Below are 25,595 nucleotides of genomic sequence, written 5' to 3'. Positions count from 1 at the left end.
CGTGAAATAGTTTGTAAAGTTTCCATACAAAACTCCCATCTTTAACAGTAAATTAGGTTCCGATAAATAAATATTTTTTAAATTATAAAATTTGAATTACTCTATCAAATGCATTCGGTTACAAAAATTAAACTCCACTCATTTAATCACGGAGAATTGATACCAAAATCCTTGAAATACTTCTATCATTAATTTAAGATTAAGATGTAAAAATGCCTGCTTAATTCTTATTAATTAATTATATTTGCCGCGTTTATAAACTGGACTAATTCGATCACGAATCGATTGTAATTCAACAGTTATAAGAGCAAAAACAATTTATAATTTAAAACCAAATAATTATTTGGCCACCTTTTTAACAGCATTTACCCCCAAAAAAATGAATCCATTTAAAACTAATTTATACGCCTTTATAATTTTACTTTCTGGAAATGCCATTTTTGCTCAACAGGCAGAACAGTCAATAAACAATCAAAATCAATTACCACCATCACTTATCCAAAATACAATTGCGTATTCTAATTCTCAAAAGGGAAGTATAGAAAATGCAAACAATTACAATATGCTTTCTATAGCCGATACTACATTGGTTCAACAAAACGGAATCGCATATCCTCCTGCAACCAGAGATTACAGAAGACTGGGGTATGACACCGCAATGTACGTAGGAGCAACTGTTATCGCATTTGGCGTGCTTTATGCCATGCCTGAAAGTGTAACCAATTGGGATAAAGAAGCAATGAAAGAAAATGGAATTACCTATAAATGGAAACAAAATGTAAAAGCAGGCCCTGTTTGGGACGATGATGATTGGGTTTTGAACTGGGTTACACATCCTTATTCTGGAGGAGTTTATTATATGACTGCCAGAAGTAGTGGTTTTAATATGTTTGAATCTTTTTTATACTCGGCTTTTATGTCTACCTTTTTCTGGGAATACGGAATTGAAGCGTTTGCAGAGATTCCATCGAAGCAAGATTTGATTATTACACCAGTATTAGGTTCTGTGGTAGGTGAAGGTTTTTTCTATGCCAAAAAAAGTATTTTAAGGCATGACAAAAAAGTCTTAAACTCAAAAGTCTTAGGATACACCTCCTTGTTTATAATTGACCCTTTCAATACATTACTAGATAGTTTTGGATATAAAGATCAAAGAGCAACACAATTAAGTGTCGCTCCTGTGGGATTTGATAAAGGAGCCAATAAAGCCATCTGGGGATTAAATTTCAGTATGCAATTTTAATACATAAGATTTTTTAATACATTGAAAATCATTTTATTAAATCATTTCTTTCAATAAGAATTTAAATCAAACAGAAGCGTTAAAATTTAAAAATAAATTGGATTTTAACATCGATGAGAAAAAATAATTATTAATTTTAACTCATGCTAATCATTATTCTATAGTAAAACCAACGTTAGTTATTAATTCAGATTAGCACGGAGTTTTTCACTGATTTATTAACCTTAAAAATGATTTTTTTGAGTGAATTTGAAATTATTGTCGCTTGTGTTTTTATGGTTTTAAATTATATAATTTTCACAAAAACTATTTTAAAGTACAAGCAAATAAATGAGGCGTTTGCCCAAATAGTAATTCATAGAAAGTAACACCTAAGGGTTAAGTAAAAGATTTACAATCCAAATACTTTATACAAGTACAATAACAGATGGTAATCTTTAAATGTATAATCAACCAATGGTTTTAATGTGAAATTTATACTTTACTACCTAAGTAAATGTTTTGATTTATAGACAAACCATTTAATGAAGTAATTTACGCTTTGTAATTACTTGTATTACATATACGTTAAGTATATAAAGTGCTTGAATATACTTTTTAAAATGTTCGAAAATGTTTTATTTTTGTTTATATCTATAGGGTACAAACAAAAGTAAAAGGGAAAGGCTAATCAAAATGATTAGCCTTCCTTTTTTTATTCCTTAACCAAATAGATTCCATCTTCTTTAATCTCGATTAACTTTTCCTTATACAAAGCTCCAATGGCTTTTTTAAAGGTTTTCTTGCTCATCTTTAAAACCGTTTTAATGTCTTCGGGATGAGAATTATCCGTTAAACGTAAAAAGCCTCTACTGGCTCTTAGTTCGTCAAGAATTTTTTCGGCATTTGGTTCTATACTTTGATAGCCTTGAATTTGCAAAGAAACATCTATCTTGTTATCCGGTCTAATATTCTTGATATATCCTCGCATACGATCTCCCGTACGTATAGCGTCATCATAAACTTCATCTTTATATAACAATCCTTTGTGTTGTTCATTGATGATTACATTGATTCCCAATTCGGTAATATGAGAAACGATAAGCTCCACTTCTTCCCCTTTTTCAACGGTAAGGTGGTCATTTTTCAAAAATTGGTTCAATTTGCTTGATGCCACCAAACGATTGGTTTTTTCATCCATATAAAGATAAACCAAATAGCGTTTTCCTTTTTCCATAGGACGTGCCTGTTCCTTGAAGGGAACCAAAATGTCCTTCTCCATTCCCCAATCCATAAAAGCACCTATTTGATTGATATAATTCACACGTAAAAGAGCGAACTCATTCAACAATATATAAGGTTCCAATGTTGTGGCAACTGGGCGTTCCTCGTGATCCAAATACACAAAAACAATAAGCTCCTCGCCTATTTCAAATTCATTTGGCACATATTTATTAGGTAAAAGTATATCGTGTATTCCTTCTGGGTCTTTTTCTGGGTTGCCCAAAAACAAACCCACTTTGGTATCACGCAATATTGTAAGCGTATTGTATTTTCCTATTTCAATCATTTTATTGAGATTCTAAGTTGTATTTTCAACTAAGTTTAATGTGCAAAGGTACGAACTTTGAAAATGGGATTTATAAAAACATTATCAATAAAAAAAGCGTCCATTAAAGACGCTTTTTTTATTGATAATGTTTTTAATTGTAAGCACTTTCCCGTCCAAAATGTAGAGCCAATAAATAATAAACCACCGCTCTATATTTATTTTTATTAGACCTTCCATATTTTTCCAAAACAGCATCGATTCCTTTTTGAAGTTCAGGACCATCAGTCAAACCTAATTTCTTGATTAAAAAATTATTTTTTACCGTCGCAATTTCGGATTGTAGTGTTCCCGCAATAATGGAAGAATCTGGATTATATATGGACGGTCCACAACCAGTAGTCACTTTGGTCAATAAGTCCATATCTGGAGTAATCCCGCATTTTTCTTTCAAATCGGCTGCATATTTTACAATTAATACGTCTTTTGCACTCATAAAAATATATTTAAGGTTTTTACTTTTGATTTTATAACATCCTCAAATTTAGTAATTTATTATTAAAGTGTGCGATTTTTATTCAATATTTATTCATTAAATTTTGGTAACCAAATTAAAATTTGATTTTATAACAGTTTTTATTTCTTCAGCCTGTTTATGACAAAATAGTACAATTAGACCAACTCCTTAAAATACTGCAATAAGATGGTATTGTTATCCAAAGTTGGTGTAAAAACTTCCAAGATACCTGGTTTATCATTTTGAGCATATAGCAAATCTAAACCTTTGGACAAACTCATCTCGTCATTTGCAATCGTATAATCAAAGCCATACATTTTTGCCAAATGTTCTGCCGTCAAGTTATGGGAAGTTTCAAAAAAAGTATTAAAAACAGGTGTTTCCGAATGTCCCGGCAAAATTCTAAAAATACCTCCACCTCCATTATTAATCAAAATGATTTTAAAATTTTTCGGTATATAATTATTCCAAAGCGCATTACTGTCGTACAAAAATCCAATATCGCCTGTTATAAAAACCGTCGGTTTGGCATTGGCGACAGCCGCACCGATAGCAGTTGAAGTACTTCCATCGATTCCGCTGGTTCCTCTATTGCAATATACTTCGATTGACGGGTCTATCGGTATTAATTGCGCATATCGAATAGCAGAGCTATTACTGATTTGCAATTGACTGTTTTGGGGCAAGCTCTGAATCACTTTCTCAAAAACTTTGAAATCCGTAAAAGGAATTTTAGATAAATAAATATCGTGTTTTTCTTTGCGTAAGGTTTTAACCGCATTCAATCGAGAAAAATAATCACTTTCAATTTTTGAGGTTAATGGCAAAAAAGCATTGAAAAAAGTATTGGGTTCAACCTCAAAATGTTTTGTTAGACAACCAAAAGTATCGTAGGCTCTTAACGTGTCAATATGCCAATGTTGCTTGGGTTTGTATTTTCTTAAGAAAGCTTTAATACGTTTGGAAACTACCATTCCGCCAAAAGTCACAAGAATTTCTGGACGAAAAGCCTCAAAATCTTCAGCTGTAAATGGAGTTATAATGGTATCAATGTTACTTATGAAACTTTCGTGGGACACATTCGAAGTGTTCTCCGTCATCACCGCAACCGATTCATCATTGGCAAAAGCATCAATTGTTTCTTCAGCAATTGAGTTGGGTTCATTTACCCCTATCAATATCAATTTTCGGGAAGCTTTATTCCAAAGAGAAGCAGAATCCTGTAAATCTTTGATGTCTACCGTACGATTTACTTTTGCGGAAGCAAAAATGGAACTATTGACACTTAGCTCCGAAACCGTTTCATACAAAGGCTCTTCAAATGGAGCATTGATGTGCACAGGACCTTTTTTGGCAATGGCCGTATTGATGGCTTCATTTATTTTCCGATCATTTTCTTCTGAGACTTCTTCCAATAAATTGGCATTGTATAAAGAATGATTGGCAAATACATTTCCCTGACGAATGGTTTGTCCGTCACCAATATCAATTTTACTATGTGGTCTGTCTGCCGAAACCACAATCAATGGAATCTGGCTATAGAACGCTTCCGCAAAAGCCGGATAATAGTTCAACAATGCCGATCCCGAAGTACAAACTACCACAGTGGGTTTACCGGTTTGCTGGGCTATTCCCAAAGCAAAAAAAGCGGCAGCGCGCTCATCGGCGATGCTGTAACATTGAAATGCAGGATTACTGGCAAAACCAATCGTAAGTGGTGCATTTCTTGAACCGGGAGATATGATAATATTAGTGATTTCTTTGGCTAAAAAAATTTGAAGGATGCTTTGTGCTAAAGGTATTTTGGGGTAAGTCATTTTAAATGTTTAAAAGTTTAATGTTTAAAAGTTTAAAAATAAAACTTCTAAAAATTGTTTTGCAAAGTTACAAAGTTACCAAGGCTTTTCCTTTCAATTGAGTCTATTTTTCTTAATTTTGAACAACAAATATTGACTTTATGAAATGAGCATTACTTTGAATCTGTTGCATATTCCAATGAAGGTATACGAATTACATATGAACAATAAAAAACAATAAATAACTTCAGATGAAAATCAAATTAAGATCTTATAAAACCGAAGATACACAAGCCATACTGGATATTATAAATTATAATATTCTAAACTCAACAGCCTTGTACGATTATAACATTAGAAGTTACGAACAGCAAAAAGCAATATTGGAAGAAAAAATAAACAAGCATTTCCCTGTTATTGTTGCTATAGAAGATCATAAAGTGGTTGGTTTTGGTATGTATAGTGAATTTCGATTTCGAGAAGCTTATAAATATACCGTAGAACATTCCGTTTATGTGGATAAAGACCATCAAGGCAAAGGGATTGGAAAATTGCTATTACATGAATTAATTCAATTAGCAAAAGGACAAAAGCTTCATACTATGATTGCCGTAATCGATGCAGAAAATCAAAGCAGTATTGAGTTTCATGAGAAATTTGGATTTAAAACCGTTGGAATTATCAAAGAATCAGGCTATAAATTTGATCGTTGGTTGCATTCGGTTTTTATGCAATTAATATTGGAGTGATATGAAGTCGAATGTTTTAAAGTATTAAATTCATTGCCTTTAAATTGCTTTATTAGATATGTTAGCAATAAGGAAACTTTTGACTTTATGACTTTATAAACTTTATGACTTGTAACTTTATAGTATCTTTGCACTTTTACAAATACTATGAGCTTTACCCTGCTTTCTTCACCTTTACAAGGATTTACTGATTTTCGTTTTCGAAATGCCATCAACAAATATTTTGGAGGAATTGACACTTATTATTCTCCATACATCCGTTTGAACGGAAAATTAGTCATAAAATCGTCTTACGAACGAGACCTTCTTCCTGAAAACAATGTTGGTCTGGAGGTTATTCCGCAGGTTATTACCAATGATGCGGATGAGTTTTTATTTGTTTCCAAATATGTTCAGCAATTGGGTTATAAAGAATTGAACTGGAATTTGGGCTGTCCGTATCCAATGGTTACTAAATCCGGTATGGGTTCCGGGCTTATCAGCAATACAGAAAAAATCAATCACATTCTGGAGAGAGCCCATAACGAAACCGACATTATTGTGTCCATGAAAATGCGTTTGGGATATGATACTACCGAAGAAATCCTTGATGTTTTGCCTATTTTGGACAAATACCCAATTAAGAATATTGCAATACATGCCCGCATTGGGAAACAGCTTTATAAAGGAGGTGTTCATTTGGATGCGTTTCAGCAATGCATTGACAACACTAAGCATAAACTATATTATAACGGTGATATTACTTCGGTGGCTAAATTTCACGAAATGCAACAACGCTTTCCTTCCATAGACCATTGGATGATTGGTAGAGGCTTGATTGCTGATCCATTTTTACCGAGTATGATAAAAAGTGATTCTGCTGAATACCCTAAGAACAAAATGGAATTATTCAGTGCTTTTCATGATACACTTTATGAAGGATACAGTACGTCATTATCTGGACAAACGCATATTCTATTGAAAATGCATCATTTATGGGAATACTTTTCGGTTATATTTTCAAATCCCCACAAAGTTCATAAAAACATTAAAAAATCAAAAAGTATTCGCAATTATGAAGCTGCGGTTAAGGAGGTTATTGCTAAAGGGTAGTTTAGTTTTTCATAAATATAGTCCACAAAAAAAGAGTTTGACTAGCAAACTCTTTTTATAACTGATTTTTCTTTAAAAAATTATCCTTTAATCCATTTTACCACTTCAGGATCTGTTGGTAATGTTTTTGGAGAAATTACTTTTTCCAATTCGCCTTTTTCATTGATAAGGTATTTTTGAAAATTCCATTGCACTTCAGAATCCTGTAAACCATTTTTAGATTTTTGGGTCAAAAATTGATAAACGGCACACATGTCAGCTCCTTTTACAGAAACTTTGTCCATCATTGGAAAAGTAACTCCATAATTTTGTTGACAAAAAGTGGCAATTTCTTCTTTAGTTCCAGGTTCTTGCGAAGCAAAATTATTGGCTGGAAAGCCTACAATCACAAAACCTTTAGATCCATATTCTTTATATAAAGCTTCGAGATCCTTGTACTGAGGTGTCAAACCACATTTTGAAGCCGTATTGACAATCATTACTTTTTTGCCTTTTAGTGTGGAAAAATCAAAAGTCTTACCGTATAAGTCTTCTACTTTAAATTGATAAATGTTTTGTTTCACTTGTGCTTGAATTTGGATATTAAAAAAGACCATCGCGCAGATTGCTACTACTAATTTTTTCATATGTTTTATATTTTTATATAAAATTACGCATTTATTTGTGTTCTCATAAATTATTTTACTTGAACAAAAGTTAATTAAAAAAGAAAACCCAGTATCAATAAAGCTTCTGGGTTTTCAAACAAACAAATTAAATTAGGACTAAAATTTATAGATAACTCCAATTTTTAAGAAAAATGGCGTTCCTGGTGTAAAATGAATTTCTTCCACACTGGCGGTTTCGTTCTTTAATCTGGATTCTGTGGCAAACTGAGTTTCATTCCATTCCGAGTTAAATAAATTTTCAACCGATACGCCAAAAACTATTTTTTTGAAAGTATAATTGACATTGAAATCGGTTATGAAATAGCCTTTTGCCACTATCGAATTGTCTTCGTTGGCTGGGCGGTCATTCATATAGCGATAACGTAATCCCCCTGAAAACTTTTTCCAATTTTGAAAACTTAACCCACCGGTCGAGGTAAAGCCTGGAGCCAGCGGAATGTAATTCTGTCCACTTGGTTCATTAATGCTTCTTGCATGCGTATAATTAGCATCAAAATTGAAAAAGAAATAATCACTCAACTGATAGCGAATTCCCAAATCAAAACCGGCTCGTCTTGTTTCTCCACTTGGTTCTACAACTCCCGCATCGCCAACATATACAAATTCCTGTTGCAAATACAAATACCACAAAGCCGAATTAATAATTAACCTTGGAAATGGTTTCCAAATCGTACCCACATCAGTACCAATAGCTGTTGGCAAAATTTCTTCTCCATTATTTGCTATCACAACTCTGGCATCATTCGAGTGAAAACCAGTTCCGGTTTTAAGATAAAATTGCAAATCATTGTTTTGGGAGTAAACAAAATTCAATTTTGGAGACACTTTTACTTGACTTTCGGTCTGCGTTTTGTAATTAACCGCCAACTTATCCTGATAACCGAATTTAAAATAATCCAATCGAACTGCAGGATTGATCAACCATTTTCCCAAACGAATCTCAGTATTCAAATAACTAAAAACATTTGACTCATCTATATCTCCCAATTTGATTGCTTCCAAAGTGGTACTTCTATTCAACGTATGGGACAACTCAGTATCTGTTGTCGCATCGTTTCTAACGCCAAAACCCAATTGAAATAACAAATCAACCGATTCTTTATTGATGTTTTTATTCAGCTCCGCATTGATTCCATATAAATTTCTATCCTCTTTTTGCTTAATCTGATCTCCATTGATAGGATCTTCTAAGAAAAAAGTAAAATTCGAAAACAATTCAAATTTATAATTCGAATAAAAGGTATTCGCTTTCAAAAACGTATTTTCATCAATTGGTTTGCGGAATGAAACATTAAAATTAGATCTCGAAGTAACTCCTCCCTCGGTATCATCTACCGATCCAAATCTGGAAATCGTTCCAGCATCCACCAAACGCTGAGGCACTTGCCCTGACGCATCCCATTTACTGGTGAAACGAGAAGCAATAATAGAAAACCGGCTATTATCTTCTAAAACAAATGAATATTTTCCAAACAAATTGATTCGGTTGAAATTTTGAGGCGAATCAAATGGGCCATCGGTAAGAATATATTCAGTGGCGATATAGGCACTTTGTTTTTTGTTGTTTCCCAAAAGATCAAACAAACCCACCGTTCTAAAGGTATTAAATTGTCCTACTTCCACCCCAATGCTACTAAAATCCAGTTTTTCTTTTGTTCCAAAATCAACATATCCAGCCGTTGCAAAATCACCTTTACTTGCGTAATACGTTCCTTTTCCAAAATCAATTTTATCGACTGTTTCCGGAATTACAAAATGCAAATCGGCATACCCTTGCCCGTGTGCATGCGAAACCATATTTACTGGCATACCATCTACATTAATCGCTATATCTGTTCCGTGATCGATATCAAAACCACGTAAAAAGATTTGTTCCGCTTTTCCTCCGCCAGCATGCTGACCGATAAACAATCCCGGAACTTTTCTCAATATTTCCTGCGATGAATTTACAGGAGTCGTTTCCAAATCAATTTTTGAAATCACATTTATTGCTGATATTTTTGACTGAATAACCACTTCCTCAAGTTTAAAACTATCACTTTCCATCAAAACACTTATTTCAGAATTGGTAATAATATAGTCCGTTTTTTTATGTCCCAATGCGCTTATATTCAGAACATCTCCTACATTGGACTTATCGATACTAAAATTTCCAGTTTCATCAGAATGTGAATGCGTATTCGATTTTGGATTGGTAATGGTTGCATTTTCAATTGGTTTTCCATTTTCATCCATAACAAACCCTTTTTGAATCTGACTGAATGCATTTAAACCAAATAGAACCAGAAAAACTAGTGTATATTTTTTCATTTCTAAATTACAATTGCATCACCTTCTTTTCCAAAGTTGGCCCTAATTCATAAGCGCTGCCCAATAATTCTTCTTTGATTGGCTTTACTTTTTCGATAATATTATTTGATTTATAAATCATTGCCAAGTGATATTGTACTTTAGGTTCAAAGGATTTACCAACCACATATTTTTGGGCAATTTCCAAAGCTTTTTTCTTTTGCCCCAAATTTAGATACGACCAAGCCAATAAATCATAAGAATCCGGAGTTGGTCGGTGATCAATTTCGACTTTAGCAATTTCGAGTGCCTTTGAAGCGGTAGTTTTATCATCGGCATAAATCAAAACATTGTATTTATTGTACATCGCTCCGTAATTGTACTTTTTGAGCATTGAAAAATAAGCATTTCTATTCGCCACTTCCTTTGATTTATCTCCACTGAATTGTGCGATTTGTGATTTCAATAAATAAAAATCTGGTGTATCGTGTTTTTTGGCGATAGCCGTAATAATTCTGTTCGCTTCGGTGGTATTTCTTTCGTGCGAAAAAACTATCCAGGCAATCCCTTTCAAGGCATACGAATAATTAGGATCAATTTCCAGTGTTTTCAAATAACTATCATACGATTCCTGTATTCTGCCAGCATGTCCATAAAAATCACCTAAATTAGAATAAGACCAGATTTTCAAAGTTTTATCATCATCTTCAATGGCAATGTCTCTTGCTTTTTCCATAAAAGTAATAGCGGTTTTCAAATCGCCTTTATGATCATTCCATTTGGCCAAACGAATTAAATAATCATAATCATTCATGTCACGAATGGCGTTTAGGTTTTTCAGAGCTTCAGGATAATTCCCCACTTCCATTTGCACATCAAAAAGTAATTTTTGGGTTTCTTTTCGGGCTTCGCCAATGGCTAACGCTTTATTGGCAAGATTCAAAGCTTCTTTAAAACGATGCTGGGAAATATAATTTCGTGCCAATGACCGAATGGTCGACACACGAGAATATTTATAAGCTTCATTGTATTGTGTCAGCAATTCTTCGGATTTGTATAAATCTTTTATGTTTCCCGTATATTGAAAAAGAGTACCATAATTTGAGGCTAACATACCCAAATACATCTTTTGGTTGGGAGCCGCATCAATTTTTGTTTGCCAAAAATTAATCTCCCGATTGGCAAAATCAATAGATTTATTGTCTTTTATGTTTAGATATTTCTCATAATCCAAAGTGTTGGTTATTTGAGGCGGTTTGTTGGTACAACTACTAAGACATAGTACGAAGAAAGCCAATAATGGTAGTATTTTTAAATTTTTCATAATCCAAATTTGTTTGTTTGTTCGTTTTGAAATAAAAAAGCAGAGCAAGCAGTCCAAAACTCACTCTGCTTTTTATATAAAATATTACCAAGCAGCTGCTAAGTATGGAAATGAAGCTGTAAATGCTTTATCATTTGCATTAACATGATCTGAAGTAAGTCCTGCATTTGATGTACCCATTGGCCCACCAAAAATCAATAATAACTCTACATCGATAACATCATCCGCTAATGCTCTTCCTGTTAAAACATTGGTTCCATCAAAGAAAGTAGTTTTGGCAGTTTTAGAAACATTCAATACATCTGTAGCTAAAAGACCTGTAAATGCAGCAGCATCTTGTCCTAAAGCATTGGTAGTATAACCAGCATTTAATGCCATCAACCTAGATTGAAAAACAGACTGATATTTGGCTCCCATCGCAGAAGGTATAGCCGCATTGAAATCATCTTTTGGTTGTCCCGAAGCAATAAAAACTGTGTTAATTGCTGGTCTGGCCATTTGATCTTGTTGTACATAAGTGCCTGAAAAATCCATACTTTGCACACCATCATTAGTATTATTGTCATTATTATCGCAGTTCACCGAGATAAAAGCGACAACTAATGCAACAGTTATAATTTTGAATTTATTTGTTTTCATATCTATTATATTTAAAAGAAGAGTAAATTAATTATTGTTTTTTCTTGGTTTCTGCCCAAATGTTTAATGTACTTGAAGTACCTAACATTGCTTTTGGAACTTCAACAACTATTGAAAGTACATTGGTTCCAGCAAAAGTGTCTGTTCCTGGATTATTAAAACCTGTTGCTGTTCCTGCTAGAATTGATTTGAATTGTCCAAGGTCAAAGAAGAATGGATCGTCTCTTGGTCCTGCAAAAAATTTCATTCCGTTTTGCGAAGCTGTAACAGGCATTGCTCCATAAGTTGAAATAGCTACTTCTCCAGAAGCTGCACTTGTTTTGATCATACTGGAAGTTCCTGTAGTTGTAGGAGCATAAGGTCCGAAGAAGTACATTTTGTCTCCTCTTTTAATCGCTTGAATTACCAAATCTTCAACATTGTCACCCGTGTTGTCAATGTTAATTTCTACCATCACATTTTCTTTAAATGTTGCTGCTCCAGTTGCATTTGGGCTTAATAAGCCTTGTGTGTTTACAGCAAAAACCAAATTATTGGTGTCTTGACCCTGGAAAGTGTACACATCTGTAATGTCACCCGCATCACCACTTGAAGTTCCTGGAGCATCAATGTGATCCGCTGCTACTAAAATTAAGCCTGAGATCACCACTAGTGACAGACCTAAAATCATTTTTGTTTTTTTCATTTTGTTATAATTTAAATAGTTATAAAAGCATTTACGGGATTGGATGCGTTTTGGTTTTAAAAAAGTGAATAAAAAATTAAAATATTTTTCATATATCTGATTTACAGTATTTTAAAAACAAAATAAAATCATAATTCTAATAATAAAATATAGAGTTGTTGCATCAAGAAATATAATCTTCTATTTATTAATGGAATTGTATATGTTTGTAACCACTAAAAAAGATAATATGACCCAAGATGAATTGTTAGTTTTAATTCACCAGAAAGATGAAAAAGCATTTACCTATCTTTATGATATGTATTCCAAAAGTCTGTTCTCGGTAATTAACGTGTTAGTAAAAAATAGAGAAGAAGCTGAAGATGTACTCCAAGAAGTTTTTGTCAAAATATGGAAAAATATCGATTCCTATAACGAAAGTAAAGGGAGGTTCTATACTTGGATTCTCAATATCGCCCGAAACACATCAATAGATAAATTGAGATCCAAAAATTTTAATGACAGTCAAAAAAACCTTTCTTCCGATAATTTCGTACATCTATTAGACGACAGTAATAAATTGGTCAATAAAATTGATGCAATCGGGATTCAGGAATTTGTCAAAAAGCTAAAGCCAAAATGTATTCAAATTATAGATTTACTTTTTTTTAAAGGATACACTCAACAGGAAGCTTCAGAGGAATTGGCGATTCCCCTTGGAACTGTAAAAACACAAAACAGAAATTGTATTAACGATTTAAGACTTTATTTGAAACTATAATGGATACAAAAGAATATATAGAATCAGGCATTTTAGAACTTTATGTTTACGGTTTACTTAGTGAAGCCGAGAACATAGAAGTGAGTACTATGGCTAAAAATCATCCTGAAGTAAACGATGAAATCATTGCTATTGAAAAAGGAATTGTTGCTTTATCGTCAAGCTTTTCGCCTTTCCATTCGGTTTCCAATTTTGAAAAGATAAAAGCCAAACTCGAACTGAAACATTCGGGTGTTATCCAAATGAAACCAAGAAATTGGTCCACATATATGGGCTGGGCTGCTGCTGTTGTACTGTTGATTGGAATTGGTTATCAATACCAAAAACTGGGACAAACTAACAACCAAATTGTATCTATTGGTAACGAAAAAGAGAAACTAGCTAAAGAATTAAACCTTTTAGATCAAAAAAATAAAGCAGCCGAAACTAGTCTGGCAGTAATTAGAGATCAAAAAAATACGGTAGTGGCCCTTAGCGGACAGGCAGTAAATCCTAAGTCATTTGCGAAAGTTTATTGGAATAAAGAAACCAAAATTGTTTATGTGGATGCCGCAGGATTACCTGAACCACCAAAAGGAATGGTTTATCAAGTTTGGGCTTTAAAACTGAATCCTTTAACACCGACAAGCATCGGGCTATTAGAGAATTTCGATACTAATAATCAAAAAATATTTGCGGTTCAAGATGGTGGCAACGCAGAAGCTTTTGGAATTACATTAGAACCTGCAGGAGGAAGTTTAAGTCCAACGATGGATCAATTATATACTTTAGGAAAAGTGTAATTTTTATTTTATCAGTTGCATTGTTTTCGACAAAACAAAAAAGAAAAATGCTCCTTTTGGGAGCATTTTTCTAACTAACTAAATAACAACCAACCATTATTAGATTTTCCCCATTTAAACTAACTTTAAACCTAACCTCTCAAATTTAAAATTTGTAAAATCTAATCAAATCATCTATTAACAGATTACAAACTCTATGCCAAAACCTCAATTAAAAACAATTTAAACCTTTGAAATACATTATTTTATATTAAAAATAAGTTTAACATTACTTTATTTGAAATACATATCAACTTAAAATTTGATCTTTTGAATATCATAATCAATAGTGTATTCAATAAATTCATTGTATTCAAATTCCAAAATAGCATTCGAAATCTTCTAGATTGATTTAATAGTTTTAGTAGTAAAAAAAAAAGATGCTCCTATTGGAGCATCTTACTAACTAACTGTAACCGATAACTTTTATAGATACTCTGTAAAAACCAACTTACTAACCTATAAATACTTAGGATAACCAAACCTAATAAAATCATCTACAATCATCATTTCAAACACTGTGCCAAAATTCTATTAAAAGCAAATAAAATCTACAAAATACACTATTTAAAATAAAACATAAGATTAATATTTCAATAAACTATTTTAGAATCCATTTTAAAAAAAAATAATCGATTAACTAATCTTGCGTCAGTCTAGTCAAAATAAAATACGTAAAAGCGGCTTCTACAATTTCGTTATATTGTATAAAAAAAGATGCTCCATAAAGGAGCATCTTACTAACTAATTGTAATCGATAATTCTATAGATATTTGAATGTAAACCAACCTACCAACCTAATCTACAATATCTTGGAGTCATAGAACTATCTATGAGTAACTTTTCAAACACCGTGCCAAAATTCATTTAAAAGCAAATTATATCTACAAAATACCATTTTTTTAATTAAACGTAAGTTTTGTATTATTTTAAAAAAAAATAAATAACCATTTTGACATGAAACAAAAAAATAAGGTCCAACACGATGCCGAACCTTACTAGAATATAAATTAGTTCTAAAAATTACTTCTTATAAAACTTTCTGTATTTTGGATATGTAATAGCTCCTATTAAAGATATTGTGCCTAAAGAATACCAAATCCAACTCAATGAATGGGCTTCACCGCTTGCATAGGAATGTAATCCCACCAAATGGAAGTTTACCCCATAATAAGTAAACAAAATAGATATAAAAGCAAACATACTCATTAAATTGAAAGTCCATTTACCTCTTAAAGAAGGTACAAATCGAGCATGAATCACAAATGCATATACCATAATACTGATTAATGCCCAAGTTTCTTTTGGATCCCAACCCCAGTAACGTCCCCAACTTTCATTGGCCCATTGTCCCCCAAGGAAGTTTCCAATGGTTAACATAATCAGACCTATTGTCAGTGACATTTCGTTGATGTACGTGATTTCTTTAATATTCAAATCCATTTTCGTTTTGTTCTTTTCATTCGTAAAAAAGATTAAAAGAAGTGACACAAAACCAAGTATCATTCCCAAAGCAAATGGTCCATAACTTGCAACAATAACTGCAACGTGAATCATTAACCAATACGAATTAAGAACAGGTTGTAAATTTGCTATTTCTGGATCAATCCAGTTTGCATAAGCTGCCGTAAGTATCATTGCTGTTACAAACGCCGCCGAAGCCACCGTCAATTTCGATTTAATATCAAAAGCCAATCCAAAGAACATTGTTGCCCAAGCCACATATACAATAGCTTCGTAAGCATTACTCCAAGGTGCATGTCCCGAAATATACCAGCGAGCACACAATGTAATGGTATGCAATACGAAAAGCACCGCAATAAAAATATGCATTGAATTCACTAAAACATTCAAAACTTTGGACTCCTTAAAGATTTTAAGAATAGTAAAGAATAGCATCAATATTGCCCCAAATAAGTAAGCGTAAGGCAACTTTTGAAGCAAATCGTATTTGTTATATGCGATTTCAAGATTAATTTTATCGTCACTTGGTCTTACTTTACTTCCAAACTTCTTTTGAAAACCGTTGATGCTTTCCAGTAAATCATCTGCAGTTTTATAATTTTTGGATTCTATGGCATGACTTAATGTTCCAAAATAAAGTGGCAATATACTTTTAGTGTATGTCGAATCCATTCCTTTTAGACCGGCATGCTCTAATTCCAAATACGAAATCCATTTATTGCCTGGATCATTTGGTATCGGAAAAATTCTCAAGATGCTTCCGCTCAAGGCAGATTCCATCAAGTTTACTTTCTTATCCGTTTCTACAAAATCTTTCTCAAACTGATTTGGATTTCCGGCTTTGTAAGCAGCATCAAGATATGGTGATAATTTATAATTTCCCTTTTCGTCAAAGAAAGAAATAAAAGGCGCGTATTTATCTTTAGAATCAATTCCGATAATCTTACGGATGCTGTCGTTTCCGGATTTAATATAGATAAGCGGAATTTCAATCCACAATTGTGCGCTTTGTGTCATTGACAAAAATACCTGATCCGAATTCATTCCGTTATAAGTATCGGAATGGCTTACTTTTCGCAACAATTCAGATGAGAAAGTATTGATTGGTTTCATTCTACCTCCGGCATCCTGAATAATCAATCTACCAAACTTTGCTGCATGTTCCGGCGTAACGGTATAGGCCGTCAATACCGAATCCAATTGTTTTTGCGTTGGTTTTATCCTAACGTGCCCCGTGTTTTCAGCATGTGAATCTCCTGCCTTTTCATTTGAATGATCATGATTATGTTCTTGTGCAAAACCGGTTAGGCTCATAAACAATACCAAAATCGTGATTAGCTTTGCTTTTTTATCTTTGACAACATCTAATTTTCTTTTCAAATCGGCAAAACGGGAATGCTTGGTAAACATAATAGCCATCATACTAAAAAACAGTAAAAAGTATCCTAAATAAGTAATTGTTGTTCCCCAATAATCGTGATTTACAGATAATACTGTTCCTTTTTCGTCTGGATCAAATGAAGATTGAAAAAAGCGATAACCCTCATGATCCAATACATGATTCATGTAAATTCTGGCATCAAACGGTTTCGTCGAATCCTGAACAGTAACTTGGCTTTCAAAAGAAGAATAGCTTTTCTCAGTTCCTGGATATTTTTGAGCAATAAAATCATTTAATTTAATCTTAAATGGCAAGACATAAGCTTTGCTTCCATAGAAAAACGTATATTCATTCGCCCCAATTTTAACTGTTTTAGAATCCCCAGTTTTCCCTTTGGAACCAATTAACGTCACTATTTCCTCTTTTCCATTTGCACTAAGCATCACTACCAATGCGTCTTCATGATTCTTTTCTTTAAAATCATTTTTGGATTCATAGTCGATTACTCCCGTAACTGCAGGCTCCGGAAAAACAAAACGAATATCTCCAATACTATATAAAGAACGCATCATCAAAGGCTGGACAACATCTTTCACCACTTTTCCTTGTAGTTTGTCAGCCATTCGCATAAAATCTCCTTCAAAAGGCATTTGAATCGTGTAACTTTCTCCTGTGGTATTGATATTGATTGCTCCCTCAGTAAATTTATTCAAGGCAAAAAGTACATTGTGAATGTTTTGCACTTCGCCCGATTTCAGGAAATGTTCTTCACGGCCACCAGCACCTGCTTCAACCAGTTTAAAATACAAACTTCCTTTTGGATCTGGTTTAACGTATTCTTTGGCACCCATAATAAAATTTTGGTAGTGTACCTCAAATGGGGTTCCTGCAAAATCACCTGTCATCTTAAAATCATTGTCGGTTACTGGCGATAACAAAAGAGGTTTCTCAAAAACCCTGCGTTTCATTTCCCCTTTGTATTCTCCATCAACAAAAAGAGTCAGGAATGTTTTATCAGAATAAAACTGATTCTCTGCAGCGCCTTCGCGAATCGGCATCATTCCTTCAAAACTGATGTAACGAGTAATAAAAGCTCCTCCTATGATAAATATAAAAGCCAAATGCAGCATTAAAGTTGCCCATTTCTCTTTTTTAAGCAACTGATAGCGCTTGATATTTCCAATGAAGTTAATCATGAAAAATCCCATGATAGCTTCGAACCACCAGGTATTATAAACTAAAATTCGAGCTGTATCGGTATTGTATTTGCTTTCGATAAAAGTTCCTGTTCCCATTGCAATTGCAAAAGTCAAGAATAATAAAGCCATCAATCGGGTAGAAAATAGGACAGAGAATAATTTTTTATCCATTTGGGAGTAAATTTCGTTTAATAAAGTGTCGCAAAAGTACTCAAAAATGTCCACTTCTTTAAGGACCCAATTGTTAATTTAATCCAAAATTAAGCGTCTTTTTTTAGAGATAAAGCAATAAACCATACATACTCCAGTTATTGTGAGATTAAAAAATTGAAACCAACACTTCATTTTTTTTGCTAATTTTGCCAAATGATTAAAATAACGATTATCGGTTCCGGAAATGTGGCGCAACACCTGATTGACGCTTTCGCAAAAAACAATGTGGTCGAAATCATTCAGGTTTTTTCAAGAACTCAAAAAGACATTAGTCCCAATCTCGATTCCAATAAAATTACCAATGATTGGAATGCTTTGGTGGAAGCCGATTTGTACATCATTGCAGTATCTGATGATGCCATTGCCAGCGTTTCTACTCAATTACCTTTTGAAAATCGATTGATCGTTCATACTTCGGGAAGTGCACCTTTGACTTCACTGAATGATAAGAATCGAAAAGGCGTTTTTTATCCGTTACAGACTTTCACCAAAGGGAAAGCAATTGATTTTAAAACTATCCCTTTTTGCTTGGAAACACAGCTTGATAACGATTATATACTATTGGAAAAAGTAGCACAATCCATTTCTGACAATGTTTACAAAATCGATTCCCACCAACGAAAAGCGTTGCATGTGGCCGCTGTTTTTGTCAACAACTTCACTAATTATTTGTACCAATTAGGAAACGATATTTGTCAAGAGAATCATGTCCCTTTTGATATCTTGAAACCATTGATTTTGGAAACTGCCGAGAAACTCTTGACGCTTTCGCCAAAAGATGCCCAAACTGGTCCAGCCAAACGCAATGATATTTCGACTATTGAAGCACATGAATCTTTTTTATCGAATGAAAATCAATCCACTATTTATAAAATATTAACCCAATCTATACAAAATCATGGCAAAAAGCTATAAAGAAATAATGAATGATATTACTACGTTTGTGTTTGACGTAGATGGCGTACTAACGGACGGTTCTGTTTTTGTTACCAATGAAGGAGAGATGCTGAGAACGATGAGCATCCGCGACGGTTATGCCATGAAAGCAGCTATAGAAAGTGGTTACCATGTTTGCATTATTTCGGGCGGAAGTAACGAAGGCGTAAGGGTGAGACTTCGCAATTTAGGAATTACCGATATCCATTTGGGGACTCCAGATAAAGTGAAAACGTTCAAAGAATATACTGATGTTTATGGAATCAATCCGGAACAAGTTTTATACATGGGTGACGATATCCCCGATTATCACGTAATGAAATTGGTAGGATTGCCTACTTGCCCACAAGACGCAAGTCCCGAAATCAAAGCTGTTTCGAGCTATATTTCTCACATAAAAGGAGGAAAAGGTGCCGCTCGTGATGTGATTGAACAAGTGATGAAAGTGCAAGGAAAATGGATGGCTTATTTTGACGGGAAACTTGATTAAGATTTTAGATTGCAGAATTAAGAATTAAGACTGCAGATTTTAGATTTCTGTGAATTCGTAACTCATATCCCACAACCAAATATTGAACATGAAATACCTCAAATTAATACGTTACCAAAACCTGTTGATGCTTGCTTTGATGCAATTGCTTTTTCGATATGGTTTTTTGAATTATCAAAATATTCCTTTGGCGCTTAACGATTGGCAATACTTTTTGTTGGTATTTGCAACGGTTATGATTGCAGCTGGAGGCTATGTAATTAATAATATCATGGATCAGGCAACCGACAATGACAACAAACCTAATCAGGTTGTAGTGGGCAAAGGCATTAGCGAAACCAATGCTTACAATGTTTATTTTGCCTGCACCGTTTTAGGAGTTGGCTCTGGATTCTATTTATCAAATGTGATTGCAAGACCTGGATTTGCAGCTATCTTTATAATCATTTCGGCCACCTTGTATCTTTATGCGACAAGTCTGAAACAGATGTTACTAATAGGAAACTTTATTGTGGCATTATTGTTGGCTTTCAGCGTGCTTATCATTGGGATTTTCGACCTATTGCCTGTTATCAATCCCGGAAATCAAATCATTATGGCTGAGTTGTTTTCTATTCTTTTGGACTATGCATTATTTGCCTTTGTCATTAATTTTATTAGAGAAATTGTAAAAGACCTCGAAGATGTGAATGGCGATTACAACCAAGGAATGAATACATTACCCATTGCTTTAGGCATCAGCAGAACATCAAAATTAGTGTTAGCTTTGAGTTTGATTCCATTGGTTATGGTAATATTCTACATCAAAAACTACTTTTTTGCATTCGATTTATACTTAGCAACAATATATGCCTTAATAGGTATTGTAGCTCCATTAATTTATTTTTCGGTAAAAATGGTGGATGCCAAAAAAAGTGAACATTTTCATCATTTGAGCACTGTTTTAAAATTAATTATTTTATTTGGATTGTTTTCAATTGCGATTGTTACCTATAATATTTTACACCATGCTTAAAGAAAAACTCAAAAACTACAAACTTATATTAGCTTCCGGTTCTCCAAGAAGACAACAATTTTTTAAGGATTTGGACTTGGATTTTGAAATTCGGCTTAAAGAAATCGAAGAAATTTTCCCACCCGAATTGAAAGCAGAGGAAATCACTAACTATCTCGCACAACTGAAAGCCAGCGCTTTTGAAGGTGAATTGCAAAACAATGAAATTTTAATCACGAGTGACACTATTGTTTGGCACAAAAATTGTGCTTTAGGTAAACCTAAGAACCATCAGGATGCTTTTGAAATATTGAAATCGTTATCAAATGCGACGCACGAAGTCATAACTTCGGTCTGTTTCAAGACAAATTTATCTTCAAATTTGATATACGAGACAACAAAAGTTACCTTCAATGCGTTAACTGATGAAGCTATTCTTTATTATTTGGAAAATTATAAACCGTATGATAAAGCAGGAGCTTATGGAATTCAAGAATGGATTGGATTTATTGGAGTTTCAAAAATTGAAGGCTCCTATGCCAATGTTATGGGGATGCCGACAGATAAAGTTTACGATTATTTAAGTAATTTATAAAAAACATAAAAAATTAATGGATTTTTTTGATCAATATCTTAAAGAGCAGATAAGTACTGGAGTATTGATTTTGATTGTCATTTTGTCCCGCACTGTTGTTTCAAAATTAGTGAGACGATATGCCAAGTCAAGCCAAATTATTGAACGAAGAACCAATTTAGTTATAAAATACATTAATATCCTTATCAATATTTTGGCTTTAATCACCTTAATATTAATTTGGGGAGTTCAAGCCAAAGATATTCTCATTACACTTTCGTCAATTGCCACGGTAATTGGAGTAGCGATGTTTGCACAATGGTCTATCTTGAGTAATATTACATCAGGAATTATTTTGTTTTTTTCGTTTCCGTTCAAGATTGGAGACGTTATCTTAATCCATGACAAAGATTATCTTGTGGAAGGCGAAATAGAAGATATTGGTGCTTTTCACGTAACAATCCGCTCAAAAGAAGGAGAAATAGTTATTTATCCTAACAACTTATTCTTTCAAAAAGGAATTTCAGTTATTAAAAAACCTATAAACAATAATAATGAGTTTACCGATTAACGGTCGATTAAATATTATTTTTTAAAATTAAACCCAACTCTAAATTTAAATACAATGAAAACAATTAAATTATTTATTATCGCAATCCTGTTTTTTACGGTGAGCTCAACAAAGGCCCAGGTTTCTGTTGATGTAAATATAGGAACGCCAAACGTAAATGTACATGTAGGAACGCCTCCTCCTCCCCCAGCCCCTGCTCCTGTTCCTGTTTGGGGACCTGTCGGTTACGACGAAGTGGAGTATTACTATTTACCGGATATTCAAGTTTACTATGACATCAGATTGGCACAGTATATTTACTTTGGAAATGGAAAATGGATTCGTTCCAGATATTTACCAAGCCATTGTAGAAACTACGACTTATACCATGGTTACAAAGTAGTTTTGACTGATTACCACGGTCATACCCCTTATGCTTATTATAACACCCACAAAGTGAAATACTATAAAGGATACAAAGGAAAACCTCAAAAAAGTAGAGGTGAGTACCAAGTACGTTATGATGATCATGATCACCATGATAATGATAATCATAACGACCATCATGGTAATGATCACCACGATAACCATGGCGAAAAAGGCCATAATGGAAAAGGAAAACATTAATTCAATATATCGTTAATTCAACAAAAAGAGTGCTATAAACGGCACTCTTTTTTTGTGATAAATTATTTATAAAAAAAAACATAAAATAATAGAAATGAAGTATTTAATCGATAAAAAAAAGTATTTAATCAGATTTTGGCATAGTTATTGGTTATAGCATAAAAATATTTCAAACTAAGCATTAAAAGAATACTCAGACGGAAAATTTAGCACGACTTTAAACAATAATCCTTTTACAAAAACATGAAAAAACGTATTTTATTATTTTCAATCATAACCTTAGCTTTTATTACTTCTTGTACAAATCAGGATGATTCCAATACAGAAACAAATCCAGATAAAAATGCGATTGTAATCAATGATAATCAAACTCAGTTAAATCAACGTTTGGATTTAACCAATTCGGGGGTTATCTCGATTGTAAATCCATCAACAAGGAAAAGTTTGGTTACCGAATCGGCTCAATTACCACTAACACAAATTGCTGAATTCAATGCACCAAAAGACAGTCAAGGAAGGACGTTACAGGCTAATCACGTTGCAGTAAATGGTAATTATGCTTATGTAGCTTACACATTACAAGGGAGCGAGTATTCCGGGGCCATTGACATGATTGACGTTTCTGATCCATACAAACCAAAGTTAGTGATGTCGGCTTTAATTCCTGATACCGATATTACTTCCTTAGTGTATAGCAATGGTAAATTAATAATTGCAGGAGCGACAAATACAGATAAAAATGTTGCATTAGAATCACCAGCCATTGTAATGAACATGCAATTGACTTCTAGTGGAACATTTACCAACAGTTTAACAACAACCGATATTGCTAGCTTTGTAACCACAGATGTTGCTGCCAATACTAGTAATTATTTTGCCGTATCTGGAAATACTGGAAGTTTATTCAAATTTGACAATTCAACCAAAGAAATAGTAAGCAGTAAAGCAATAGAAGATCTAAGAACGGTTGCTATCAATAACGATAAGGTAATAACGTTAAGCGGTACAAAAGGAATTAACATTTATAACGCCTCCAACTTAGAATTGATAAAATCTTTTTCTTCTTGGAAAGATGATGCTGAAGGCGCCAAAAGAACAATTGATTTCGTAGGCGATAAAGTATTGGTATCTGAAGGGTATCAAGGACTAGGAGTTTACAACATGACTACGGGAACCAAAATTCAAACTATTTCATTAACTCCAGCTGCAACAACAGAACCTGATGATGTGGTTACTAATGCTGTATCAGTAAATGGAGATTATGTTTTTGTCGCTAATGGAGGAAATGGACTTAATGTTTACAAAACAGGAGATCAATTAACTCTAGTCGGAACTGTAGGAATCAATGGATCTGCTAATTATGTGAAAACAAGCGGTGATTATATTTATGTTGCCAGCGGTAAAGGCGGATTGAAAATCATCAAAATGGAAAAACCATCTGCTCCAACAGTAAATTCATGCACAGGACTTCCTGCTTATAATTTAGGGACTGATTTGATTTTAAACTCAAACGAAACTAAAGGTTTTTATGGTTCTACAGCCATAAATTCAATCATCATAAATTCAAATTCAGTTCTTACACATTGTGGTTCTATCTCTGTTCAAAACAATCTTACCATAAACAGCAAGGGTAAATTCATAATGAATGGCTCATTGAGCCAAGGAAAATACCAACAAGCAAATCCAACTGTTTTAACAGTTAATAGTAATGCAACATTACAAATTGAAGGTTCTGTAGTGATATGGGGAGATTTGACTTTAAATAGTAATTCAAACATTGAATTCATAGGTTCTGGTTCATCAATCACAATCTATGGTAAAGTAAATAAAGCCTCCAATATTTCAATAACAGGAAACTACACTGATACTGAAAATAAATTAAAAAAATAATCTTTCTCATAAAATTCAAAAAGCTGCAACAGATCAAAATGTTTGCAGCTTTTTTTTTTATTTAAGCATAAAAATTAATTTTTCAAATACTTATCCAACCACTCGAATATAGTTTTAAAGACAATATCCCGTACTGGCTTTCTGGACAATACCAAATCGTGTATAGCATTTCTGAAGCCAATAACTTCTTTGTGGGGAGAATCAATAAATTTTGCTTTTTCGGTAATGTCATTTACATTCAAAATAGCATCTCCCTCAAACATTTCTTCATCCCAATGCTTTGGATTTACTGATTTAATAGAATGCAAAATTAAAATCGGTTTATGAACTGAAATCCCATTTGCAATTTTCAAATGCCCATCATGTATTGCGTTTATCCATCCCGCATTGATTGAAGGCGCAACGTGGGGTTTCCATTGTAAATTGTAATCCCATTCCCCAAAATCATTCTTGTGCAAACTTTTACCATAAAATTTTGAAAATCCGATGGGCAAAGTAATATTTGGATTTAATCTCCCCAAAAAGGAAAGTACAGGAATAACTGTTTTCTTTTGAATCCAAGGCACATTAAAATCATAGAAAGGACTATTGCATATCAATACATCAAAAAGTGCCTTCTCTTTTCGATCCGAAGCATATAAAGTTATAATCAATCCACCTGTTGAATGACCGTACAATACTATTTTTTGACTTCCCTCTTCTCTAATAATGGCCAAAGCACTGTCAATATCTTCATAATATTCGGATAAGTCTCTCACATTATTCGCCTTATGATTTTGCAGAATAGATCGCCCGTATTTCCTTAAATCCAAGGCATAAAAATGATAGTCTTTCTTTAAAAATTCTTCGGCTATAACATCTTGAAAAAAATAATCATTAAAACCATGAATACATAAAATGGCTTTAGTAGCTTTTGAAGAACCTCTTTTTCGGATTAGCGTAGTGGTAACTTTGCCTTCAAAATCATCGGGTTGAACAATCGTTATTTGCTCAAAACCATTTTTCAAAACATCTTCCTCGTATTGCATATTCATTCTGGTTAGGTTAATTGTAGACAAAGGGACAATTTCAAATTCTAATGAATATTTTCATTATAACATTCTCAAATTTAGCATTCTAATTTTAAATAATTGACATAGAAAACTAATATTTTATTTCAAATTTGT

Annotated in this window: 22 protein-coding genes; 12 read left to right on the top strand and 10 right to left on the bottom strand. The window is 33.3% G+C overall.

From position 1 onward, the window contains the following. Positions 1-379: 379 nt before the first annotated feature. On the top strand, positions 380-1,243 hold the full coding sequence (locus C8C85_RS16085; RefSeq protein WP_116797983.1) for a DUF3943 domain-containing protein: 864 nt from the start codon (positions 380-382) through the stop codon (positions 1,241-1,243). A gap of 694 nt (positions 1,244-1,937) precedes the next feature. Here C8C85_RS16085 and C8C85_RS16080 read toward each other — a convergent pair. The 3 genes from C8C85_RS16080 to menD all read right to left on the bottom strand — a co-directional run bounded on the left by C8C85_RS16080 (position 1,938) and on the right by menD (position 5,105). Further along, positions 1,938-2,792, bottom strand: coding sequence for a S1 RNA-binding domain-containing protein (locus tag C8C85_RS16080; protein ID WP_077377067.1), 855 nt, complete (start codon positions 2,790-2,792; stop codon positions 1,938-1,940). Positions 2,793-2,925: 133 nt separating this feature from the next. Beyond that, positions 2,926-3,267 carry a DUF2853 family protein gene (locus C8C85_RS16075; RefSeq protein WP_116797982.1) on the bottom strand — a complete coding sequence of 114 codons (342 nt, stop codon included), beginning with the start codon at positions 3,265-3,267 and terminating at the stop codon, positions 2,926-2,928. A 176-nt stretch (positions 3,268-3,443) separates the two neighbouring features. After that, a complete protein-coding gene (gene menD / locus C8C85_RS16070; protein WP_116797981.1) occupies positions 3,444-5,105 on the bottom strand; it encodes a 2-succinyl-5-enolpyruvyl-6-hydroxy-3-cyclohexene-1-carboxylic-acid synthase in 1,662 nt (553 codons plus the stop codon). A 230-nt stretch (positions 5,106-5,335) separates the two neighbouring features. Between menD and C8C85_RS16065 the strand changes: the two genes are divergently transcribed. Continuing rightward, the gene (locus C8C85_RS16065; protein WP_116797980.1) at positions 5,336-5,833 is read left to right on the top strand and encodes a GNAT family N-acetyltransferase; all 498 of its coding nucleotides are present in this window, start codon (positions 5,336-5,338) and stop codon (positions 5,831-5,833) included. Between the two features lie 147 nt (positions 5,834-5,980). Beyond that, on the top strand, positions 5,981-6,925 hold the full coding sequence (locus tag C8C85_RS16060) for a tRNA dihydrouridine synthase (protein ID WP_116797979.1): 945 nt from the start codon (positions 5,981-5,983) through the stop codon (positions 6,923-6,925). Positions 6,926-7,005: 80 nt separating this feature from the next. Here C8C85_RS16060 and C8C85_RS16055 read toward each other — a convergent pair whose 3' ends face one another. The 5 genes from C8C85_RS16055 to C8C85_RS18660 all read right to left on the bottom strand — a co-directional run bounded on the left by C8C85_RS16055 (position 7,006) and on the right by C8C85_RS18660 (position 12,530). Beyond that, entirely contained in the window at positions 7,006-7,521 is a 516-nt protein-coding gene (locus C8C85_RS16055; protein WP_410501046.1) for a glutathione peroxidase, read from the bottom strand. 168 nt (positions 7,522-7,689) lie between these two features. After that, entirely contained in the window at positions 7,690-9,903 is a 2,214-nt protein-coding gene (locus C8C85_RS16050; protein WP_116797977.1) for a TonB-dependent receptor, read from the bottom strand. Positions 9,904-9,910: 7 nt separating this feature from the next. Continuing rightward, positions 9,911-11,206, bottom strand: coding sequence for a tetratricopeptide repeat protein (locus C8C85_RS16045; protein WP_116797976.1), 1,296 nt, complete (start codon positions 11,204-11,206; stop codon positions 9,911-9,913). An 84-nt stretch (positions 11,207-11,290) separates the two neighbouring features. Next, positions 11,291-11,845 carry a DUF4331 family protein gene (locus tag C8C85_RS18665; protein ID WP_116797975.1) on the bottom strand — a complete coding sequence of 185 codons (555 nt, stop codon included), beginning with the start codon at positions 11,843-11,845 and terminating at the stop codon, positions 11,291-11,293. A gap of 31 nt (positions 11,846-11,876) precedes the next feature. After that, the gene (locus tag C8C85_RS18660; protein ID WP_116797974.1) at positions 11,877-12,530 is read right to left on the bottom strand and encodes a DUF4331 family protein; all 654 of its coding nucleotides are present in this window, start codon (positions 12,528-12,530) and stop codon (positions 11,877-11,879) included. A 229-nt stretch (positions 12,531-12,759) separates the two neighbouring features. Between C8C85_RS18660 and C8C85_RS16030 the strand changes: the two genes are divergently transcribed. Further along, entirely contained in the window at positions 12,760-13,290 is a 531-nt protein-coding gene (locus C8C85_RS16030; protein WP_116798513.1) for an RNA polymerase sigma factor, read from the top strand. Beyond that, positions 13,290-14,072 carry an anti-sigma factor domain-containing protein gene (locus tag C8C85_RS16025; protein WP_116797973.1) on the top strand — a complete coding sequence of 261 codons (783 nt, stop codon included), beginning with the start codon at positions 13,290-13,292 and terminating at the stop codon, positions 14,070-14,072. Before C8C85_RS16030 ends, C8C85_RS16025 begins: the two co-directional genes overlap by 1 nt. Positions 14,073-15,134: 1,062 nt before the next feature. On the opposite strand, the gene ccsA is transcribed toward C8C85_RS16025, so the two are convergent. Continuing rightward, positions 15,135-18,326: a cytochrome c biogenesis protein CcsA gene (gene ccsA / locus C8C85_RS16020; protein ID WP_116797972.1), complete on the bottom strand. Its 3,192-nt coding sequence runs from the start codon at positions 18,324-18,326 to the stop codon at positions 15,135-15,137. 195 nt (positions 18,327-18,521) lie between these two features. On the opposite strand from ccsA, the gene C8C85_RS16015 reads away from it, so the two are divergent. The 7 genes from C8C85_RS16015 (at position 18,522) to C8C85_RS15985 (ending at position 24,429) form a co-directional block, all read left to right on the top strand. Then, positions 18,522-19,283 (top strand): Rossmann-like and DUF2520 domain-containing protein, encoded by a 762-nt coding sequence (locus C8C85_RS16015; RefSeq protein ID WP_116797971.1) that lies wholly within the window; start codon positions 18,522-18,524, stop codon positions 19,281-19,283. Further along, positions 19,267-19,794 carry a KdsC family phosphatase gene (locus C8C85_RS16010; RefSeq protein ID WP_116797970.1) on the top strand — a complete coding sequence of 176 codons (528 nt, stop codon included), beginning with the start codon at positions 19,267-19,269 and terminating at the stop codon, positions 19,792-19,794. The genes C8C85_RS16015 and C8C85_RS16010 overlap by 17 nt, the downstream gene beginning before the upstream one ends. An 88-nt stretch (positions 19,795-19,882) precedes the next feature. Next, positions 19,883-20,809 (top strand): geranylgeranylglycerol-phosphate geranylgeranyltransferase, encoded by a 927-nt coding sequence (locus tag C8C85_RS16005; RefSeq protein WP_116797969.1) that lies wholly within the window; start codon positions 19,883-19,885, stop codon positions 20,807-20,809. Further along, positions 20,802-21,383: a Maf-like protein gene (locus C8C85_RS16000; protein WP_116797968.1), complete on the top strand. Its 582-nt coding sequence runs from the start codon at positions 20,802-20,804 to the stop codon at positions 21,381-21,383. Before C8C85_RS16005 ends, C8C85_RS16000 begins: the two co-directional genes overlap by 8 nt. A gap of 16 nt (positions 21,384-21,399) precedes the next feature. Beyond that, positions 21,400-21,933 (top strand): mechanosensitive ion channel domain-containing protein, encoded by a 534-nt coding sequence (locus C8C85_RS15995; RefSeq protein ID WP_116797967.1) that lies wholly within the window; start codon positions 21,400-21,402, stop codon positions 21,931-21,933. Between the two features lie 54 nt (positions 21,934-21,987). Next, the gene (locus tag C8C85_RS15990; protein ID WP_116797966.1) at positions 21,988-22,539 is read left to right on the top strand and encodes a hypothetical protein; all 552 of its coding nucleotides are present in this window, start codon (positions 21,988-21,990) and stop codon (positions 22,537-22,539) included. A 243-nt stretch (positions 22,540-22,782) separates the two neighbouring features. Continuing rightward, the gene (locus C8C85_RS15985) at positions 22,783-24,429 is read left to right on the top strand and encodes a hypothetical protein (RefSeq protein WP_116797965.1); all 1,647 of its coding nucleotides are present in this window, start codon (positions 22,783-22,785) and stop codon (positions 24,427-24,429) included. Between the two features lie 74 nt (positions 24,430-24,503). Here the strand turns inward: C8C85_RS15985 and C8C85_RS15980 are convergent, their stop codons facing one another. Beyond that, positions 24,504-25,487 carry an alpha/beta hydrolase gene (locus C8C85_RS15980; protein ID WP_207786939.1) on the bottom strand — a complete coding sequence of 328 codons (984 nt, stop codon included), beginning with the start codon at positions 25,485-25,487 and terminating at the stop codon, positions 24,504-24,506. Positions 25,488-25,595: the final 108 nt, after the last annotated feature.

The organism is Flavobacterium sp. 103 (genome assembly GCF_003096795.1).
Taxonomy (GTDB): domain Bacteria; phylum Bacteroidota; class Bacteroidia; order Flavobacteriales; family Flavobacteriaceae; genus Flavobacterium.
The sequence above is the reverse complement of the archived record's forward strand: the minus strand, read 5'-3'. Positions and strand labels throughout refer to the sequence as shown.

Bases quoted from the DNA above. Each gene is read 5' to 3' on its own strand.
- C8C85_RS16045 (WP_116797976.1), bottom strand. From the start codon at position 11,206: ATGAAAAATTTAAAAATACTACCATTATTGGCTTTCTTCGTACTATGT.
- C8C85_RS16075 (WP_116797982.1), bottom strand. From the start codon at position 3,267: ATGAGTGCAAAAGACGTATTAATTGTAAAATATGCAGCCGATTTGAAA.
- C8C85_RS16005 (WP_116797969.1), top strand. From the start codon at position 19,883: ATGAAATACCTCAAATTAATACGTTACCAAAACCTGTTGATGCTTGCT.
- C8C85_RS16080 (WP_077377067.1), bottom strand. From the start codon at position 2,792: ATGATTGAAATAGGAAAATACAATACGCTTACAATATTGCGTGATACC.
- C8C85_RS16000 (WP_116797968.1), top strand. From the start codon at position 20,802: ATGCTTAAAGAAAAACTCAAAAACTACAAACTTATATTAGCTTCCGGT.
- C8C85_RS16015 (WP_116797971.1), top strand. From the start codon at position 18,522: ATGATTAAAATAACGATTATCGGTTCCGGAAATGTGGCGCAACACCTG.
- C8C85_RS18665 (WP_116797975.1), bottom strand. From the start codon at position 11,845: ATGAAAACAAATAAATTCAAAATTATAACTGTTGCATTAGTTGTCGCT.
- C8C85_RS15990 (WP_116797966.1), top strand. From the start codon at position 21,988: ATGAAAACAATTAAATTATTTATTATCGCAATCCTGTTTTTTACGGTG.
- C8C85_RS16025 (WP_116797973.1), top strand. From the start codon at position 13,290: ATGGATACAAAAGAATATATAGAATCAGGCATTTTAGAACTTTATGTT.
- C8C85_RS16010 (WP_116797970.1), top strand. From the start codon at position 19,267: ATGGCAAAAAGCTATAAAGAAATAATGAATGATATTACTACGTTTGTG.
- C8C85_RS15985 (WP_116797965.1), top strand. From the start codon at position 22,783: ATGAAAAAACGTATTTTATTATTTTCAATCATAACCTTAGCTTTTATT.
- C8C85_RS15995 (WP_116797967.1), top strand. From the start codon at position 21,400: ATGGATTTTTTTGATCAATATCTTAAAGAGCAGATAAGTACTGGAGTA.
- C8C85_RS18660 (WP_116797974.1), bottom strand. From the start codon at position 12,530: ATGAAAAAAACAAAAATGATTTTAGGTCTGTCACTAGTGGTGATCTCA.
- C8C85_RS16030 (WP_116798513.1), top strand. From the start codon at position 12,760: ATGACCCAAGATGAATTGTTAGTTTTAATTCACCAGAAAGATGAAAAA.
- C8C85_RS16085 (WP_116797983.1), top strand. From the start codon at position 380: ATGAATCCATTTAAAACTAATTTATACGCCTTTATAATTTTACTTTCT.
- menD (WP_116797981.1), bottom strand. From the start codon at position 5,105: ATGACTTACCCCAAAATACCTTTAGCACAAAGCATCCTTCAAATTTTT.
- C8C85_RS16060 (WP_116797979.1), top strand. From the start codon at position 5,981: ATGAGCTTTACCCTGCTTTCTTCACCTTTACAAGGATTTACTGATTTT.
- ccsA (WP_116797972.1), bottom strand. From the start codon at position 18,326: ATGGATAAAAAATTATTCTCTGTCCTATTTTCTACCCGATTGATGGCT.
- C8C85_RS16050 (WP_116797977.1), bottom strand. From the start codon at position 9,903: ATGAAAAAATATACACTAGTTTTTCTGGTTCTATTTGGTTTAAATGCA.
- C8C85_RS16055 (WP_410501046.1), bottom strand. From the start codon at position 7,521: ATGGTCTTTTTTAATATCCAAATTCAAGCACAAGTGAAACAAAACATT.
- C8C85_RS16065 (WP_116797980.1), top strand. From the start codon at position 5,336: ATGAAAATCAAATTAAGATCTTATAAAACCGAAGATACACAAGCCATA.